The organism is Hahella ganghwensis DSM 17046 (genome assembly GCF_000376785.1).
Taxonomy (GTDB): Bacteria; Pseudomonadota; Gammaproteobacteria; order Pseudomonadales; family Oleiphilaceae; genus Hahella; species Hahella ganghwensis.
In genome coordinates, this window is record NZ_AQXX01000121.1 from 32,721 (window position 1) to 48,993 (window position 16,273).

Annotated in this window: 16 protein-coding genes and 1 tRNA gene; 7 read left to right on the forward strand and 10 right to left on the reverse strand. The window is 49.4% G+C overall.

Features of this window, described 5'->3' with window-relative positions; translation table 11 throughout:
* Positions 1-9: 9 nt before the first annotated feature.
* Complete coding sequence (betB, locus tag F566_RS0116215; RefSeq protein WP_020408065.1) at positions 10-1,473, reverse strand: betaine-aldehyde dehydrogenase; 1,464 nt, start codon at positions 1,471-1,473, stop codon at positions 10-12.
* Entirely contained in the window at positions 1,470-2,063 is a 594-nt protein-coding gene (gene betI, locus F566_RS0116220) for a choline-binding transcriptional repressor BetI (protein WP_020408066.1), read from the reverse strand. The genes betB and betI overlap by 4 nt, the downstream gene beginning before the upstream one ends.
* A 470-nt stretch (positions 2,064-2,533) precedes the next feature.
* On the opposite strand from betI, the gene F566_RS0116225 reads away from it, so the two are divergent.
* On the forward strand, positions 2,534-3,031 hold the full coding sequence (locus tag F566_RS0116225; RefSeq protein ID WP_020408067.1) for a CDP-archaeol synthase: 498 nt from the start codon (positions 2,534-2,536) through the stop codon (positions 3,029-3,031).
* Positions 3,032-3,088: 57 nt separating this feature from the next.
* Here the strand turns inward: F566_RS0116225 and F566_RS0116230 are convergent, their stop codons facing one another.
* On the reverse strand, positions 3,089-3,484 hold the full coding sequence (locus tag F566_RS0116230; RefSeq protein WP_020408068.1) for a flavodoxin family protein: 396 nt from the start codon (positions 3,482-3,484) through the stop codon (positions 3,089-3,091).
* Between the two features lie 242 nt (positions 3,485-3,726).
* Here F566_RS0116230 and F566_RS35545 point away from each other — a divergent pair, with 242 nt between their 5' ends.
* Entirely contained in the window at positions 3,727-5,013 is a 1,287-nt protein-coding gene (locus F566_RS35545) for a serine/threonine protein kinase (protein ID WP_020408069.1), read from the forward strand.
* Entirely contained in the window at positions 5,010-5,279 is a 270-nt protein-coding gene (locus F566_RS0116240; protein WP_020408070.1) for a hypothetical protein, read from the forward strand. The genes F566_RS35545 and F566_RS0116240 overlap by 4 nt, the downstream gene beginning before the upstream one ends.
* Before the next feature lie 84 nt (positions 5,280-5,363).
* Here F566_RS0116240 and F566_RS0116245 read toward each other — a convergent pair whose 3' ends face one another.
* The 3 genes from F566_RS0116245 to F566_RS0116255 form a co-directional block, all read right to left on the reverse strand.
* Entirely contained in the window at positions 5,364-5,918 is a 555-nt protein-coding gene (locus F566_RS0116245; protein ID WP_020408071.1) for a sigma-70 family RNA polymerase sigma factor, read from the reverse strand.
* Between the two features lie 297 nt (positions 5,919-6,215).
* Positions 6,216-6,452 carry a hypothetical protein gene (locus F566_RS0116250; protein ID WP_020408072.1) on the reverse strand — a complete coding sequence of 79 codons (237 nt, stop codon included), beginning with the start codon at positions 6,450-6,452 and terminating at the stop codon, positions 6,216-6,218.
* Between the two features lie 181 nt (positions 6,453-6,633).
* Positions 6,634-7,617 (reverse strand): metallophosphoesterase, encoded by a 984-nt coding sequence (locus F566_RS0116255; RefSeq protein ID WP_020408073.1) that lies wholly within the window; start codon positions 7,615-7,617, stop codon positions 6,634-6,636.
* Between the two features lie 184 nt (positions 7,618-7,801).
* On the opposite strand from F566_RS0116255, the gene F566_RS0116260 reads away from it, so the two are divergent.
* The 4 genes from F566_RS0116260 to galU all read left to right on the forward strand — a co-directional run bounded on the left by F566_RS0116260 (position 7,802) and on the right by galU (position 13,635).
* Positions 7,802-8,854, forward strand: coding sequence for an NAD-dependent epimerase/dehydratase family protein (locus F566_RS0116260; RefSeq protein ID WP_020408074.1), 1,053 nt, complete (start codon positions 7,802-7,804; stop codon positions 8,852-8,854).
* A 795-nt stretch (positions 8,855-9,649) separates the two neighbouring features.
* Positions 9,650-11,788 carry an adenosylcobalamin-dependent ribonucleoside-diphosphate reductase gene (locus F566_RS0116265; RefSeq protein ID WP_020408075.1) on the forward strand — a complete coding sequence of 713 codons (2,139 nt, stop codon included), beginning with the start codon at positions 9,650-9,652 and terminating at the stop codon, positions 11,786-11,788.
* A 73-nt stretch (positions 11,789-11,861) separates the two neighbouring features.
* Positions 11,862-12,563 carry a TSCPD domain-containing protein gene (locus F566_RS0116270; protein WP_020408076.1) on the forward strand — a complete coding sequence of 234 codons (702 nt, stop codon included), beginning with the start codon at positions 11,862-11,864 and terminating at the stop codon, positions 12,561-12,563.
* Between the two features lie 232 nt (positions 12,564-12,795).
* Positions 12,796-13,635, forward strand: coding sequence for a UTP--glucose-1-phosphate uridylyltransferase GalU (gene galU, locus F566_RS0116275; RefSeq protein ID WP_020408077.1), 840 nt, complete (start codon positions 12,796-12,798; stop codon positions 13,633-13,635).
* 44 nt (positions 13,636-13,679) lie between these two features.
* On the opposite strand, the gene F566_RS0116280 is transcribed toward galU, so the two are convergent.
* The 4 genes from F566_RS0116280 to moaB form a co-directional block, all read right to left on the reverse strand.
* Entirely contained in the window at positions 13,680-14,102 is a 423-nt protein-coding gene (locus F566_RS0116280) for a helix-turn-helix domain-containing protein (RefSeq protein WP_020408078.1), read from the reverse strand.
* Between the two features lie 161 nt (positions 14,103-14,263).
* Positions 14,264-14,340: transfer RNA gene (locus F566_RS0116285), tRNA-Val, on the reverse strand.
* Between the two features lie 88 nt (positions 14,341-14,428).
* A complete protein-coding gene (locus F566_RS0116290; RefSeq protein ID WP_020408079.1) occupies positions 14,429-15,649 on the reverse strand; it encodes a molybdopterin molybdotransferase MoeA in 1,221 nt (406 codons plus the stop codon).
* Positions 15,646-16,236 (reverse strand): molybdenum cofactor biosynthesis protein B, encoded by a 591-nt coding sequence (gene moaB / locus F566_RS0116295; RefSeq protein ID WP_020408080.1) that lies wholly within the window; start codon positions 16,234-16,236, stop codon positions 15,646-15,648. Before moaB ends, F566_RS0116290 begins: the two co-directional genes overlap by 4 nt.
* Positions 16,237-16,273: the final 37 nt, after the last annotated feature.

Here is a 16,273-nt window from a genome sequence, read left to right on the forward strand (position 1 = left end):
AGGTTGAAATTAAAACGGAGCATCCAGATCTGTCATACCGACATAGACAGCTTTCAACTGGGTGTACTGATTCAGGGTGTAAACGCCATTTTCACGTCCAATCCCGGATTGTTTATAGCCCCCTACCGGCATCTCCGCAGGGGAAGCACCAAAACTGTTGATCCAACAGATTCCCGCCTGCAACTTTCCGATCACACGATGCGCACGTCGGATATCATTGGTAAACACAGCAGCGGCCAAGCCGTACTCTGTGTTGTTGGCCCGGGCAATCACCTCTTCTTCATCGGAAAAAGTGAGAACACTCATCACCGGCCCGAAGATTTCCTCATCAACGATTCGCATGTCATCGCGACAGTCAGAAAATACGGTAGGCTCAACAAAATAACCCTTTTCATAACCGGCTGGGCGGACCGCATTGCCACCGTGAACCAGAGTCGCGCCTTCCTGGCGTCCCAGTTCGATATAGCTCATTACTTTTTCCCGGTGCCCGGAAGAAATCAGTGCACCAATATTGGTATCAGGATGCATGGGGTCGCCAATCACAATGTTGGCTTCAAGGCGTGCTTTTACTCGCTCTATAAAACGGTCATGGATGTCTTTATGGACAAATACACGAGTGCCATGTGTACAGACTTCACCCTGTGTATAGAAGTTTCCGACCAGAGCCGCGGACACCGCATTTTCCAGATCACAGTCATCAAAGATGATCAGTGGAGATTTGCCCCCCAACTCCATGGTGACGTCTTTCAACGTGGAAGCAGACGCGGCCATGACTTTTTTACCCGTGCCGACCTCTCCAGTGAAGGACACTTTCTCAATGCCTTCATGAGCAGTCAGCATCTGACCAACACGATGATCGCCCTGGACCACATTGAACACACCGGCAGGAACACCAGCCTCAATGAAAATTTCTGCCAGTTTCAGGGCTCCAAGGGGAGTTTCTTCGGAAGGTTTGAAAACCATGGAGTTGCCAGCCGCCAGCGCCGGAGCGGATTTCCAACAGGCAATCTGAATGGGATAATTCCAGGCTCCAATGCCTGCACAGACCCCTAAAGGTTCACGGCGTGTATAGTAAAAATCACCACCAAGATCCTGATGATTACCTTCAATGGACGCTGCCAGACCAGCAAAGAATTCAATACTATCCGCACCGGTCACAACATCCACCACACTGGCTTCCTGCCATGGTTTGCCGGTATCCAGCACTTCAATGCGAGCCAGCTCACCATTGCGTTCACGCAGCAGGGCGACAGCTTTGTTCAAGACTCTTCCCCGCTCCATTCCAGACATTGCAGACCATTTCGCAAAGCCTTCCTGAGCGGATTTCACAGCCCGATCAACCAGTTCCTGGGTGGCCTGTTCAACCCTGTAAATTACCTCACCGGAACCAGGGTACACCACGTCGAACGTTTCGGAGGTCTGGTTGGATTGGTATTTACCATCGATAAAAGACTGATAAACCGGCAGATTCATTGTTGATCCTGTGCTTCAAATAATTCGTTGACATAATTGCGGCAAATCCGCTCTGCCTGACTCACGGTCAGGCCTCCTGTACTGAGAGCACTACGCAACCAGAGACCGTCAATCAATGCGGCGATGGTTTGCGCTTTCTCTTCTACCTGCTCCTCTGGCAATAATTCCCTGAGAGTCACCTTAAGGTTGGAGAACAAACGTTTCTCATTGACTCTTTGTAGCCGGGCCAGTTCCGGGTCATGCATTGCCTGCGCCCAGAATGCCAGCCAGGTTTTGGCTGCCCGGTCACTGACCTGCAGCTTACTGAAGTTGGCCTGAACGATGGCCATAATCCGAGCTTTGGGAGAGCCGTCTGATTTATCAAGCTCTGAAATCAATGTTTTCTGCAGAGCGTTCAGCAGATATCTGACGGTGGCTTCCATCAGCGCCTGCTTGCCACCGAAGTAGTGGCTGATAATCCCTGTTGAAACTCCGGCGAACTGGCTGATCCGATTTATGGTGGTACCCTGGATGCCAAACGCTTCCACCGACTGGAGCGTTGCCTCTATGAGCTGTTCTTTCTTCTCTTCTTCAACGACGATCTTAGGCATAATTTTTATTGATTGAACGTTCAATTAAAAAAAGACTAATACTTTGACCTATAAATTTCAAATGGTTTTATTTTGCGCACATGACATTCAATTCGATCTAAAAAGGTCCGTAGAACCCCTGATATCACTCAAACAACAACGCCGAAACGCGTCCCTTAACCCCACTCCATAAAACAGAATTAATTCTTTTATTACAACAGATTAAATACATACAACCGTATTAAAACCGCTCATCAGGCAGTGAAGAAATCGGGCACGCAACAGCCATCTGATAATGTTCAAAAATACTTTGAACATGACGCTTTTGGAACTATAAATTGACGCAAATAGTTCCATTCAGGCGATAAAACCACCGATTTGTTTAACCCCGTCCAAACAACGATTCCCCATTTTCTGAGATCTGAACAAGACATAAACAGCGTCTGCGTCTATGCTTCATAGGACGACGTCTAGTCATGGACTACTAAGCAATGATGGTGTTGGAAGTGGTGCTGGAACTGAAGCTATTCGCTTTACTGGTAATCATTAACGGCGCTCCGATTGTCGCCCGAAACCTGTTGCCGATGCTCAACGCAGCGATCGACGGTGGGAAAGTCCTGCCATGGGACAAGCGGCCACTGCTGGGCAAATCAAAGACTTGGCGCGGACTGATGGCAGGCATACTAGCAGGAATGCTGGCAGCCACATTGCTGGGTTTCCCCTGGCAACATGGCATCATATTAGCGATAGCCTCCCTTTGCGGAGATCTTCTGACCAGCTTCATCAAACGGCGCCTGGACTTTAAGACAAGTGCCAAGGCACCTATTCTGGATCAATTCCTGGAAGTTTCTCTTCCTCTCGGAGTCGCCCAACATTTGTACGCCCTCAACACATTAAACGCGGTAGGCGTTCTGGCGGCTTTTATACTTTTCAACTGGGGGATTTCCCCGCTTCTCTACCGGTTGGGCTGGCGAAAAAAACCATACTAAGAGATCTGTTGGCACTGGATTTGACACACATACAACCTGTACCTGTGAAGAAACAGACTAGAAAATTCCGGCATCCAGCCCGGCTGCCATATACATTCCCAACTCCCTGCACTGATCAACAAAATCTTCCTGGAACTCCCCGCGACAGATCAAAGGCTCCCGGCAGGCACGCCACCTAAGCCCGGTAATAATCGACTCCACTGCTCGCCGTGTACCTGTACCGTCATGACCGGCACGAATATAGAGGGCATATGGCAAACCCTGCTTCTTTTCCAGGCAGGGATAATAGACTCGGTCAAAAAAATCTTTCAAAGCTCCACTCATATATCCCAGGTTTTCTGTCGTTCCCAGAATGATTCCATCACATCCGAAAACATCTGCCGGCTGGGCTTCAAGCGGCGGTATCCATCGAGTTTCCACAACTTCAATATCTGGGTGAGACGCCCCTTCCATCACTGCCTCAAGCAAGCGACGAGTATTGTCGGATGGTGTATGAGAACAACTAATAATTGAGGCATGGCGTCGAATCTAGGATACTTTATGGCTTACGCTTGAATGAACTAAGCTGTATACAGATAACACTCAGAGTGTAACCAATTGCGCTCCGAGATCAAATCCAGACACGTTAACTGACCGACAACCGGCCTGCCCGATCATCCGGAATCGTGTCAGAATCGAGTAAACCAGGCCCTGAAATGAACCAGGATCGATGGACCCTAATACAACAGATTTTTGATCAGGTCGCTGATCTGAAACCAACCGAACGCCAGCAGTTCCTGGCACAACACTGCCCCGACGAAGAGGTAAAAAGAGAAGTTCTGGACCTGCTACAAGCAGATGAAGAGGTAGGAGACCTGCTTCCCAGCAGCTTTACCATAGAATCAGCAGAAGCCACCCTGGTTCTTCCCAAAATGCATCCCGACACTTTAGTAGGGCCTTACCGGATTATCAGCAAGATTGGTGAAGGCGGGATGGGCTGGGTATTCAAAGCCGAAGACACGCGCCTGGACCGCTACGTAGCCCTGAAATGCCTTGCGCCGGCAGTCGCATCGGAGCCTGGCATCAAGGAACGCCTACTACTGGAAGCCAAAGCAATTTCCCGCCTTGATCATCCCAATGTCTGCATTATTCATGACATGGGACACACCGAGGACGGTGGGCTGTATATCGCCATGCAGTTTTATACCGGCAAGACATTGGAGAGAATGCTCAGCGAGGGTCCTCTGGCACTTAAACCGGCCATAAAGATTGCCAAGCAGATCGCCTTTGGATTAAGCGCCGCCCATCAACACCAGATTATTCACCGGGACATCAAGCCCGCCAATATCCTGATACAGGATGACGGCGTGGTCAAAATTCTCGATTTCGGCATCGCCAAACTTGCCGACACCGAGATCACACTGGCCGGGGCCCGCATGGGAACACTCGCCTATATGGCCCCGGAACAACTTGAAGGTGACGATGTAGGGCCAAGCACGGATATCTGGTCACTGGCCACCGTGATGTTTGAAATGCTGACCGGCAACCCACTGTTCACAGGAGACAAGGCATCCAGCCTGCTGAATGCTGTGATGAATCAGGAACCACCGCTCGACCACCCGGTATTGGAATCACAGCCTCACCTGAAACGATTGCTGCAGGCAATGCTGATCAGGGATACCAATCTGCGGCTCGATTCGATGACAAAGGTTGTGCAATGGCTCGCGACCTATCAACACCATCTGTCGCAAAGCCCCGACCGCAAACAACCTCAGGAAGAAGAGGAAAAACTCAACACGGACAAAGTGACTTTCACGGACCAATACCTGATGAGACTGGCCGCGGTCCTGACAGCACACATTGGCCCAACAGCACCAGTGCTTATTCAGCGCTATACAGCTTCTGCGAGTTCTTATGAGGGCCTTATTATGGCACTGGTCAGTCACTTGCCGGCGCACACCAGACAATCTGTTGTCAGTCAATTAAAGGCAATACAACCATGACACCGCTTTCTTTTATTACTCATAAGCAACGTCTGCTCATCCCAGTCGCGCTTATCTCGCTTCTGACCTTATCCGGCTGCAGTACCAGCAGCAACCGTGGAATGTATGAAAGCATCCAGTCCAGCAATCAATTCGAATGCAGCAAGCTGCCTCTTCCGCAATATGAGGAATGCATGAGACAGAACAGCATGGACTACAATGAATACCGTCGGGAAAGGGAGAAAGTTCTGGCGGATGGAAAAGCTGGCGAAAGTTCTCAAGAGTGATCCAGAGCCAGACTCTGGATCACATGAACCATATTGATTATCACTCTTTATTCATTATTGATCGTCAGGACTGAGGCACCTCCCTTAGTCCTTCATTTCCTTGACCAACCAGGCCTTGGCAAATCTTAGATCCCTCTCCACTGTCGATAGGGACACATCCAGGAATTCAGCGATCTCTTCCTGGGTCATGCCGCCAAAGAAGCTCATTTCGATGATTTTGGCTTTACGCTCATCCACCTCGGAGAGTTTCCCCAAAACATCTTCAAGCTCCAAAAGATCCGGCTGACTGCCATCATCACAGATCTGAGCTTCGTACAACGTTACTTGCAGATCATCGCCACCGCGTTTTTTACGCTTCTGGGAGCGAGCATGATCCACCAGGATGCGACGCATGGTCTGGGCGGCTACCGCCAGGAAATGCACCCGGTCATTCCATGCGACTTCAGCATCCATTAACTGCAAATACGCCTCGTTAACCAAGGCTGTTGCCTGCAACATATGCCCCTGGCGCTCTCCTGCCATGTAACGGCCTGCTATTTTGCGCATCTCTCCGTGCATGGCTTCAATCACCTGATTTAGCGCCTGGCCATCACCGGCCTGCCAGCTGGCCAGCAGCTGTGTCACATTCTTTGCGGACATAAATTCAACTCTTTTGATTGGAATTCAAGCAAGATCTCCTTTGCCCGGCATACAACTTCTTTATATATGCACACTAGCCCGACAGTCCAATAACAGCTTCTGGAAACTGTCGTTATGGTATGTATCAGGTATCCTGCAATGATAATGGGAATTTTATTCAGAGCCTAAGGCTGAAAAGCTATTGTAGGAAGCGACCGGAGATGCCGCAACCTCTGGAAGCCCAAAAGACTGCCTGATGACATACCGACAGTCCTACCGGGCCTTGGAAAGATGTAAAAATCCTATTGGAAGAAGCTTTCAGAACTGACTCCAGTCATGCTGATTTCCGTAGGACAGAAAGGAAACCCTGAAATCATAATCAGTCAGAGCATCCTCTTCTTCAGAAGGCTCTATTTCTACACTGGAAACAGAGTTTTGCGTCATGTGAGATTCGCTTTCCTGCGCTTTGTGCTCCGTGCTTCGCTGCTGCATGAGAAATAGCTGTAAGACAACAACAATTACCGCGAGTATGGCGGCCAACAGATTTGTTTTCATGATAGAAATCCTAAAAGCCCTGCCGGACTTTTATAGTCGAAAACCAATCCTCCCTATCTAATTAAGACGACGAAAACGGCACTGAGCCCATCGAATAACATTGGAGGCGTGAACACACCCTAGATAGCGACACAGTTGTCAAAAATCCTTCATATAAGGATAAAAAAAGATGGGAGCGAATCTAATGGCTGGCTGATCCGAGCACATGAATAACGATTTCCGGCGGGCAATTGAATCGAACCGGGATGATTGAAGTCCCCGCTCCAACGCTGGTGTATCCGAGCATACCGCCCCACTTCCAAGCACCTTTGCCAACAAACCTGGGGCAGTCAGCATCGAGCGTGAGCGGAACACCTCCAGGCAAACAGATTTGCCCTCCGTGAGTATGACCGCACATCATGAAATCAAAACCAGCATGAGCAGCCTGCCGATAGATTTCCGGAGTGTGGGACAGGAGTACGGAGAACAGTTCCGGATCACCGTCGCGCGCAGCCGCCTCAAGGTTATCAACCCGATAGTAATGAGGATCATCCACCCCAGCCAGTCGAATACGACCACCACCACGCTGCAGAGACACTCCTTCGTTGAGTAGCAACTGGTACCCCATATCTTCCATGGCGGGCAGCATCCGAATGCTGTCATGGTTACCAAGCACAGCATACACATCACCTTTCAGTGAGGCTCGGAGCTGCCTTAACCCCTCCAGAGCCTCGTCATAGGGTCCATATGTCTGCGCTCGATAATCTCCCGTTAGCACGCACACATCGTATTCAGCAGGACAAACAGCCTCAATGATCGACTGAGTAATGGTTTCATCCATGTCAAGATGAAGATCGGTCAGTTGCAGAATACGATATCCATTGAAGACCTCAGGAATCAGGGAATGCTCGACTTTGTTTTGAGTCAGAGTCAGGTTACAGGCATTACGCCAACCCTTTTCATACATTCCAACCAGCTTGAGGCTCCACCTCATCAGCGCCTGGATAGAGTACCAGTTTTCCGGATGAAAAAAATTCAGGCCACCGCCACCAAAGACTTTTTGCGCATGATCGTCCTCAATACCAAGCCTCTGGCGCGCGTGGACACTCCCCAACCTATGCTCAAGGCGAGTGAGCAATTCCATATCAGCATCAGAATAATCTGCAACCAGGTTCACAGAAGTCATGATCTTCCGAGGAAAAAATGGGTGAATGATTCAATTAATGTAGTTGGTAGACGTCGACTAAGCCAAATTAAATGAATTCGCCTAGGGCAATTTCCATCATCTACTGCCCAAACAATGCTAAAAACGTCATAATCGGGCGAAAAAATACAAGCGTGCTTAACTTAAGCCAGCAGCAGGAGAAACAATGAAAGTTCTAGTAACCGGAGCCAATGGACATATCGGTTCTCATGTGGTCAAACAGCTCCTGGAAAAGGAGCACCAGGTTGTCGCTTTTGTGCGTAAAGGCTCTGACCTTAGAGGGCTAGAAGGTCTGTCTCCCGAGCTTGCCCATGGTGACGTCATGGACAAAGAATCAGTCACCAAGGCTGCAGAAGGATGTGACGCGATCATACATATGGCAGCCGTTTACAAAACCATCGCAAAAACGGCAGAAGAAATAGTCGAGCCTGCAATCAGAGGCGCAGAGAGTGTGTTTTATGCTGCCAAACAGCATGATATCAAACGCATCGTCTACACAAGCTCCGTCGCATCAATCGGCTTTTCCTACGACTCCAATGTCCTGAGAACAGGAAACGACTGGAACGAAGATGCCCATAACCCCTACTATGTAGCAAAAACTCAAAGCGAGAAAACCGCACAGAAACTAGCCAGGGAAAACGACATTCATTTGGTCGTCATTTGCCCGGCAATCGTTCTCGGACCTAATGATTACCGTATCACTCCGTCAAACCAAATCATCATGGACTGGTTGAATGGTGTCGGCCAGACATACAAGGGTGGACTGAATGTGGTTGATGTCAGGGATGTTGCCGCAGCCCATGTTGCCGCGTTAGCGCAGGGTGAAAATTGCAAACGCTACATCGTCGGCGGTGAAAACATTCTCGTCAAGGAACTGGGAAACCGCCTGAAATTACTGACCGGCGTAAAACCAATTCACCTCCCGACCAGTCGCGGAATGACCCTGACGTTTGCGCGGGTTGTAGAAACTTTATGCAAACTTCTCCACATTACCCCGCCCTTCACCTATGACCTGGTTTACGAAGTCGTGGGACGATACGCCTACTACGATACAGCCGAGACAGTCAGGGAACTGGGAATCCACCCGCGCTATGCAGACGACATTTTACCAGACACGGTGAACTGGCTATTAAGTCAAAATAAAATCAAGCCAAGAGTTGCGGCAAAGATTGAGCAAACGATGGGAAAAGCCCTCACCACCCAACAGGCTGGCAGCTGATTTCAACAATGGCTTTTTGCTCGACTAATTTTTAATCACCCAAACACAACATATAGTGCCCGGAGGTTTCGGGCACCACCCACTTCCCAACCAATAAAAAGCAACACACTCCCCGACTTTCGATGGTTTAAATTTCATACCAACTTTTGAAATCCCGCACTATCAGCGGCTTTGAAAAAAACTTGGCCACTCCGTTGAAAACAATGCCATTCGGCCATCTGAAAATTTACTTAATAAGACCTTCACATCACAGCATATAGTGTTATACTTTTCAGAAATCGCCATATATTGGGCCAAAAGACAAACAGGCAGTTAACACCTATAACTGGTCAAGTCAATACCCAAAGTGACGCTTTATTTGCTTTACACGCCGAATTGATTGTTAGCGGCCCGGCAATCCCGTCAACTTTCATGACCATTGCCGATACAAAAATAAGATAAACAATAAGAAAAGGAAGTGGGGTTACCATCACCTGTCGCACAAGTATCGTGCACTAGATATTGTGGTCACAAGCGTTCCGCTCAGGGCGCTGAACAGCAGTATACCAAACATGAGCATCAGAGATTGAACCACGGATACAGGCGTATTCGATACAGGTTATTTTTGATGAAGCATATCAGTTGAATTAGCAACAACCTGTTGCCGCAGTACTGGCAGCGGGATTTTATATCAGGTCTTTATAACCAACCGATACCGGCATCTTCGCCAGTGTCGCCTTTGGTGAGGCCATAAAGAAGAAACAACACTCATCGAAGGCCTGGAACACCGGGCCATCATCTGTAAAGAGGGATAGTATGAACGCTAAAGTCCAGCAACTTATCGCGCCCATAGATATGCAACCGGCATCCCAGGATATCTGGAGCACCAAATACCAGCTAAGAACCAAATCCGGAGAACCGGTAGATGGCGATATCCAGGGAACCTATACCCGAGTGGCAGCCGCATTGTCTTCAGTCGAAAAGGACGGTGTGCGCGAAAAAGTTCTGAACGACTTTGTCTGGGCATTGGAAAACGGCGCCATTCCCGCCGGCCGCATCATGTCCAACGCTGGAGCTGAGGCTCACAAACCAGCCACATCCACCATTAACTGCACGGTTTCCGGCAGCATTATGGACTCCATGGATGACATCCTGCTGAAAAACCATGAAGCCGGACTCACATTGAAAGCTGGCTGCGGAATCGGCTATGAGTTTTCCACCCTACGCCCTAAAGGAGCCTATGTCGCAGGTGCTGGCGCGACAACTTCAGGCCCTCTATCTTTCATGGACATCTTTGACCGGATGTGTTTCACCGTTTCTTCTGCTGGCGGCCGTCGTGGCGCCCAGATGGCCACCTTCGATGTACACCACCCCGATGTATTCGACTTTATTCAGGCCAAGCGCGAAGACGCCCGCCTGCGCCAGTTCAACCTGTCTCTATTGATTACGGAAGACTTTATTCAGGCAGTCAAAGATGACGCTGACTGGAAACTGTCTTTCCCTGTTACCCGAGATGAGGCGGAATCCGAAAACCTTCAGCTCTCCGACAGCACTCAGTTTGTCTATCGTGACTTCCCGGTAAAAGACAGCTATGTCACCGACAGCACCGGTCTGGTGGCGTGCCGTATTTACCGCACCGTCAAAGCCAGAGACATCTGGAATGCGATCATGACCTCCACCTATGACTTTGCCGAGCCAGGATTTATTCTGATCGACAAAGTTAACGAAATGAACAACAACTGGTTCTGCGAAAATATCCGGGCCACCAACCCATGCGGCGAACAGCCTTTGCCTCCTTACGGAAGCTGCCTGCTGGGATCGGTCAACCTGACCAAGTTTGTAGAGTATCCGTTCACCGAGAATGCGAAGTTCAATTTCGAAAAGTACCGCAAAGTTGTCGGCATCTTTACCCGCATGCTGGATAACGTTGTGGAGATCAATGGGCTTCCGCTGGAAGGTCAACGCCACGAAATTCAATATAAGCGCCGCCACGGCATGGGGATTCTTGGCCTGGGCTCCACACTGGCAATGCTTCGCATGCCTTATGGCTCAGGAGATTCTGTTAAATTTACAGAAGAAGTCTGCAAGGAAATGGCCGTCGAAGGATGGCGCCAGGCGCTGGAGCTGGCCAAAGAAAAAGGCCCCGCTCCAATCATGAACGATGACTTCATCGTGAATGAAGAAATGCTGCGACTGAAGCCGCAAATGGCTGACGATGGCTACAAGGTCGGCGACAAAGTGAAAGGTCGTGTTCTGCACGCCAAGTACAGCAATTACATGCAACGGATTGCGGAAGCCGATCCAAAGCTGGTAGAGGCTCTGAGCAAAAAAGGTGCACGCTTTACACACCACACCTCCATTGCACCAACAGGAACCATCTCTCTGTCACTCGCCAATAACGCCAGTAACGGTATCGAGCCAAGCTTTGCTCACCACTATTCTCGTAACGTTATCCGCGAAGGCAAGAAAACCAAGGAGAAGATGGACGTATTCTCCTATGAGCTCCTGGCTTACCGCCACATGGTCAACCCCAAAGCCATGCCTTATAGTGAGGACTCCGACGCGCAGCTGCCAAGCTATTTTACCACCAGTGATGAAGTTACCCCCACTCAACACGTGGATATTCAGGCAGCCGCTCAGAAATGGGTCGATTCATCCATTTCCAAAACAGCGAACGTCCCTACCGACTTCCCCTATCAGGATTTTAAAGACATTTACATGTACGCCTACGAAAAGGGATTGAAAGGATGCACCACTTTCCGTTTTAATCCTGAAGCATTCCAGGGCGTGCTGGTAAAAGAAAAAGACCTGGAAAACACTATCTATGAGTTCACCCTGGAAGATGGCACCAAGGTGAAGCTGAAAGGAAACGAAGAAGTTGAGTACGATGGAGAAGTGCATACGGCAGCCAATCTGTTTGATGCACTAAAAGAAGGCACTTACGGCAAGTATTAAGCGCCAACCATCAAAAAGTGTTCAATTAAGAGGGCTCTTTCCAGAGCAGCCCTCTTCAGAAAAGGTTATTAACATGGCTGTCAAAATCGAAAAGAAAATCGTTGGCTACAACGTCAAGAAAACAGAAGAGGCTGAAGCGCCTCAGCAACCGGCAAATAGTGAACCCAAGCCGGTAGAAATGAATGAAAACATTGCACGCCCGGATTTTTTGCTGGGAACCACCTACAAGATCAAGCCTCCAGTGTCTGAGCATGCGTTCTACATCACCATCAATGACATCATTCTGAACGAAGGCACCGATCACGAGAGCCGCCAGCCTTACGAGATTTTTATTAACTCCAAGTCGATGGAGCACTTCCAGTGGGTTATTGCATTAACTCGTGTTATTTCGGCGGTCTTCCGCAAAGGCGGCGACATCGCCTTCCTGCTGGAAGAGCTGCTTTCTGTTCATGACCCCAATGGTGGATACTACAAAAAAGGAGGCGTCTTTGTTCCGTCTCTGGTTGCGGAAATCGGCGCCGTTATAGAAAAACACATGAAGGCCCTAGGCATTATCGAATCAGAAGAGCTGAGCGATGCACACAAGCGTATGCTGGCCGAAAAACGCGCAGATTACGAATCACGCCAGAAAGCCGCCAACGGTGACAGCAACAATGCCGAGGAACCTGCATTCCCAGCAAATGCCACCATGTGCAAAAAGTGCTCTCAGAAAGCCGTCATTCTGATGGATGGATGCCAGACCTGCCTGAATTGCGGCGACAGCAAATGCGGATAATTTTTTGCATTTGATTTCACTAAAAAGGAGGCCCAGCCTCCTTTTTTTATGGTATATATGGCGCCATCGGATAACTGAGGCAGGCTGTGGCCAACAGCACAACCTGCTACAAATCCAAAGATCAGTTCGAAATTCGCCGCGGCCGCCCCTTACAGCGTCACAAGCAATGGCCTGGTAATTGCAGAACAAGAAGTATGACAACAATGAGAGTTGTAAGTATCAAGGAGTCTACATGATTAGAAAGTGCCTCTTCCCTGTCGCAGGATACGGAACCCGCTTTTTGCCAGCCACCAAGGCCATGCCCAAAGAAATGCTGCCATTGGTTAACAAACCACTGGTACAGTATGGCGTTGAGGAAGCCGTAGCTGCCGGCATGAACAATTTCAGCTTTGTCACAGGTCGAGGCAAACGAGCCATTGCCGATCACTTCGACATATCCTATGAGCTGGAAACACAAATCAAAGGCACCGGCAAAGAAGAGCTTTTGACCTCAATTCGAAACCTCATCGACAACAACAAGTTTTCATTTACCCGCCAAAATGAAATGAAAGGTCTTGGCCACGCAATTTTGTCCGGTCAGACGTTGATTGGCGACGAGCCGTTTGCCGTCGTGCTGGCTGACGACTTATGCGTCGTTGAGGAGGGCGAGGACAGCGTTTTGGCCCAAATGTCCAAACTGTACAACCAATTCCGCTGCAGCATTGTCGCAATCCAGGAAGTCCCCATGGAGGAAGTCCACAAATATGGTGTTATCGCTGGCGAACCCATGAAAGAAGGCTTATTCCGGGTCACCGACATGGTTGAAAAACCGCCCGCGGACAAAGCTCCGAGCAACTATGCCATCATTGGCCGATACATCCTGACACCAGACATTTTCGACATTATCCGTGACACGGAACCCGGAAAAAATGGTGAAGTGCAAATTACCGATGCACTGTTGAAGCAAGCGAAAGATGGATGTGTATTGGCTTATAAATTCAAAGGCCAACGCTTTGATTGCGGCAGCATTGACGGCTTTGTTGAAGCCACCAACTACGTCTATGAAAATCACTACAAGAAAGGTCTGATCTAACAACACCTTGACATGAGGCTTGGACATACCAAGCCTCATCCTGGTCAGCCCTTCGGCAACATTTGCATAATAAACTGCCGTCGCTCCTCATCACAATCCCTGAATCGACGCAGCAATTCGCGCTCTCGCTCATCCGGAAGAGAGTGGTCCAGCGTCTCATTCAATTCATTGATCGCCGAATAGAGATCCCCTTCTTCGTCCACACCAAAACCAGGCAACTCTAACTGAGGCGTCATTTTTCCGCACAGCTCAAAATCCAAAAAAGCATCCAGCGCAACACCGGTTTTAAAACAAAGATCCAGCAAGTTATCCAATGTAGGAAAACAGCGATGCGAATCAGAAGGCGCCTCCCATCCTTTTACTACCGACTCATCCACCATACAGAAAGTGGCAATATCTTCTGTCGTCAGTTTCTTTTTTTGGCGCAGTTCGCGTAAACGCTGATTAAATGAACGAAGGTACTTCATGCAGAAGGCTCCAGCCAATCGAAGTTGGTATCCTACCACTAAGACTACAGGGTGAACTAGGCGCTCTACCGGCGAGCAATCAAAAAGCTCACAGAAAGCGAAAACACCATATCAGAACAGACAAGATTTCGAAATAAAGACTAAGGAAAATCAGAGAGAATTGGTAGGACCGACCAGATTCGAACTGGTGACCTCCACGATGTCAACGTGGCGCTCTAACCAACTGAGCTACGGTCCTACTATTGAGACGACGTCTCAAGAGGCTGCGTAAGATAGCAAAGAAGACTGGGGGGTTCAAGCATTTTTTAACTGCCTGTTCCCACTCCTTATATACCCAACCCGGCAAAGGATAAATATTCTGCCAGATCCCCCTCTTCCAAGGTTTTTCCAGCCGGAATAACAGCAAATCCATCAGCCCAACTGGCCGATGATAAAACACCTGAACTCTGGTTAGGGAATTTATCCAGAATCAGCTGCCCCTCTTTTTCAATCAGACGGACCCTCAGGTATTCCTGCCGAATTCCCGCTTTTTTAACAGAGAACCCCACCGGCACCTTCATCCTTGCAGACTCCCTTGACCTCCTTCCCTGCGCCTTTTCAATATAAGGCCTGGCAATGATGGCGAAGGTTACAAAAACAGCTGACGGGTTTCCAGGCAGCCCCAGGAAAGGCGTTCCCGATACATTCCCATAGGCCAGAGGCTTTCCGGGCTTAATCGCCAATCGCCACAAATCCAACGCCCCAAGCTGTTGAACAGCCACCTTCACATGATCTTCCTCACCAACGGAGACCCCTCCGCTACTCAGAATGAGATCCGCTTCACGCGAAGCCGAGGACAAAGCATCCAGAGTCGCATCCAGTTGATCCGGGACAATGCCAAGATCAATGATCTCACATCCCAAACGTTGCAGGAGAGAAACCAAAGTATACCGATTGGAGTTATAGATTTTCCCCGGTGCCGGAGCCTCGCCAGGCTCTATCAACTCATCACCCGTGGAAATAACTGCGACCTTAAGCCGCCTGAAACAGCGCACCTTCGCGACGCCTATCGAGGCCAGCAATCCCACATCCTGAGCCTGCAGTAGATGCCCAACATTGAGCACCACTTCGCCAGAACGTATATCCTGCCCGCACTTGCGAACATTCTGTCCCGCACTGATCCCTGCCGGAACAACGACCTGATGATCGGCAATTTCGCAGTCTTCCTGCATCACCACCGCCAATCCACCTTCGGGGATTTCCGCTCCCGTAAAAATTCGGGCAGCAGAACCAGCTTTCAACCGAGAAGGAACAATACCTGCCGGGATACGCTGGGATACTGACAACTCCAGTGCATCCTTTGAGTCCACAGAATCATTCCCGATAACATACCCATCCACGGCACTGTTATCATAGGGAGGAACATTTACAACTGACACAACCGGTTCAGCCAACACTCTTCCCAGGGCTGAATTTAAATCAACATCTTCCGTTTGATCTACAAGACTTACATTGGACAGCAGATAATCCAGCGCCTGATCAACAGGCATCAGGCCAGCAGCATTCATGGCCGGGGACCGCAATCAGTCTTAACGCTTGCAACCACACTTCCAGCCACTTGAGAAGTGCCGTCATCCCGGCCAACCGAGAGGATACCGACAAAATTACAAGGGCGGTGACGGGCATCCAACTGCTCGCAGATAATCTTATTCCAGGCAGTCCTGCAGGCCCCTGTAGAGCCCGGCATGGCAAAGATCAAAGTAGCATTAGCCAACCCAGCAAAAGCCCGGGACTGAACCGTTGACGTTCCAATCTCCTCATGAGAAATCGCACGAAACAGCTCCCCAAACCCCTCGATCTGTTTGTCCAGCAAGGGTATCAGTGCTTCCGGAGTGCTATCCCGCGAAGTAAAACCTGTCCCCCCCGTTACCAGCACTACCTGAACCGCTGCATCAGCAATCCAGGCAGAAACGACGGCCCGCATTATGTACACATCATCTGGAATCAACTGACGGTCAACCACCTTGTGCCCGACACTCTCAGCCCCATCCACAAGGGCCTGGCCTGAGGTGTCATTTTCTGATGTACGAGTATCGGAAACCGTTAATACGGCAATATTCAGGGGAATAAAATCGGTTGCTTTATGTTGTGCCATACACTTTCTCTTTCTTGAACCAGTTTCTGTTTTAAAA

Coding starts and splice junctions, on each gene's coding strand:
- F566_RS0116250 (WP_020408072.1), bottom strand. CDS start 6,452: ATGAAAACAAATCTGTTGGCCGCCATACTCGCGGTAATTGTTGTTGTC.
- F566_RS0116265 (WP_020408075.1), top strand. CDS start 9,650: ATGAACGCTAAAGTCCAGCAACTTATCGCGCCCATAGATATGCAACCG.
- F566_RS0116225 (WP_020408067.1), top strand. CDS start 2,534: ATGATGGTGTTGGAAGTGGTGCTGGAACTGAAGCTATTCGCTTTACTG.
- moaB (WP_020408080.1), bottom strand. CDS start 16,236: ATGGCACAACATAAAGCAACCGATTTTATTCCCCTGAATATTGCCGTA.
- F566_RS0116255 (WP_020408073.1), bottom strand. CDS start 7,617: ATGACTTCTGTGAACCTGGTTGCAGATTATTCTGATGCTGATATGGAA.
- betI (WP_020408066.1), bottom strand. CDS start 2,063: ATGCCTAAGATCGTCGTTGAAGAAGAGAAGAAAGAACAGCTCATAGAG.
- betB (WP_020408065.1), bottom strand. CDS start 1,473: ATGAATCTGCCGGTTTATCAGTCTTTTATCGATGGTAAATACCAATCC.
- F566_RS0116270 (WP_020408076.1), top strand. CDS start 11,862: ATGGCTGTCAAAATCGAAAAGAAAATCGTTGGCTACAACGTCAAGAAA.
- F566_RS0116280 (WP_020408078.1), bottom strand. CDS start 14,102: ATGAAGTACCTTCGTTCATTTAATCAGCGTTTACGCGAACTGCGCCAA.
- galU (WP_020408077.1), top strand. CDS start 12,796: ATGATTAGAAAGTGCCTCTTCCCTGTCGCAGGATACGGAACCCGCTTT.
- F566_RS0116290 (WP_020408079.1), bottom strand. CDS start 15,649: ATGAATGCTGCTGGCCTGATGCCTGTTGATCAGGCGCTGGATTATCTG.
- F566_RS35545 (WP_020408069.1), top strand. CDS start 3,727: ATGAACCAGGATCGATGGACCCTAATACAACAGATTTTTGATCAGGTC.
- F566_RS0116230 (WP_020408068.1), bottom strand. CDS start 3,484: ATGGAAGGGGCGTCTCACCCAGATATTGAAGTTGTGGAAACTCGATGG.
- F566_RS0116260 (WP_020408074.1), top strand. CDS start 7,802: ATGAAAGTTCTAGTAACCGGAGCCAATGGACATATCGGTTCTCATGTG.
- F566_RS0116245 (WP_020408071.1), bottom strand. CDS start 5,918: ATGTCCGCAAAGAATGTGACACAGCTGCTGGCCAGCTGGCAGGCCGGT.
- F566_RS0116240 (WP_020408070.1), top strand. CDS start 5,010: ATGACACCGCTTTCTTTTATTACTCATAAGCAACGTCTGCTCATCCCA.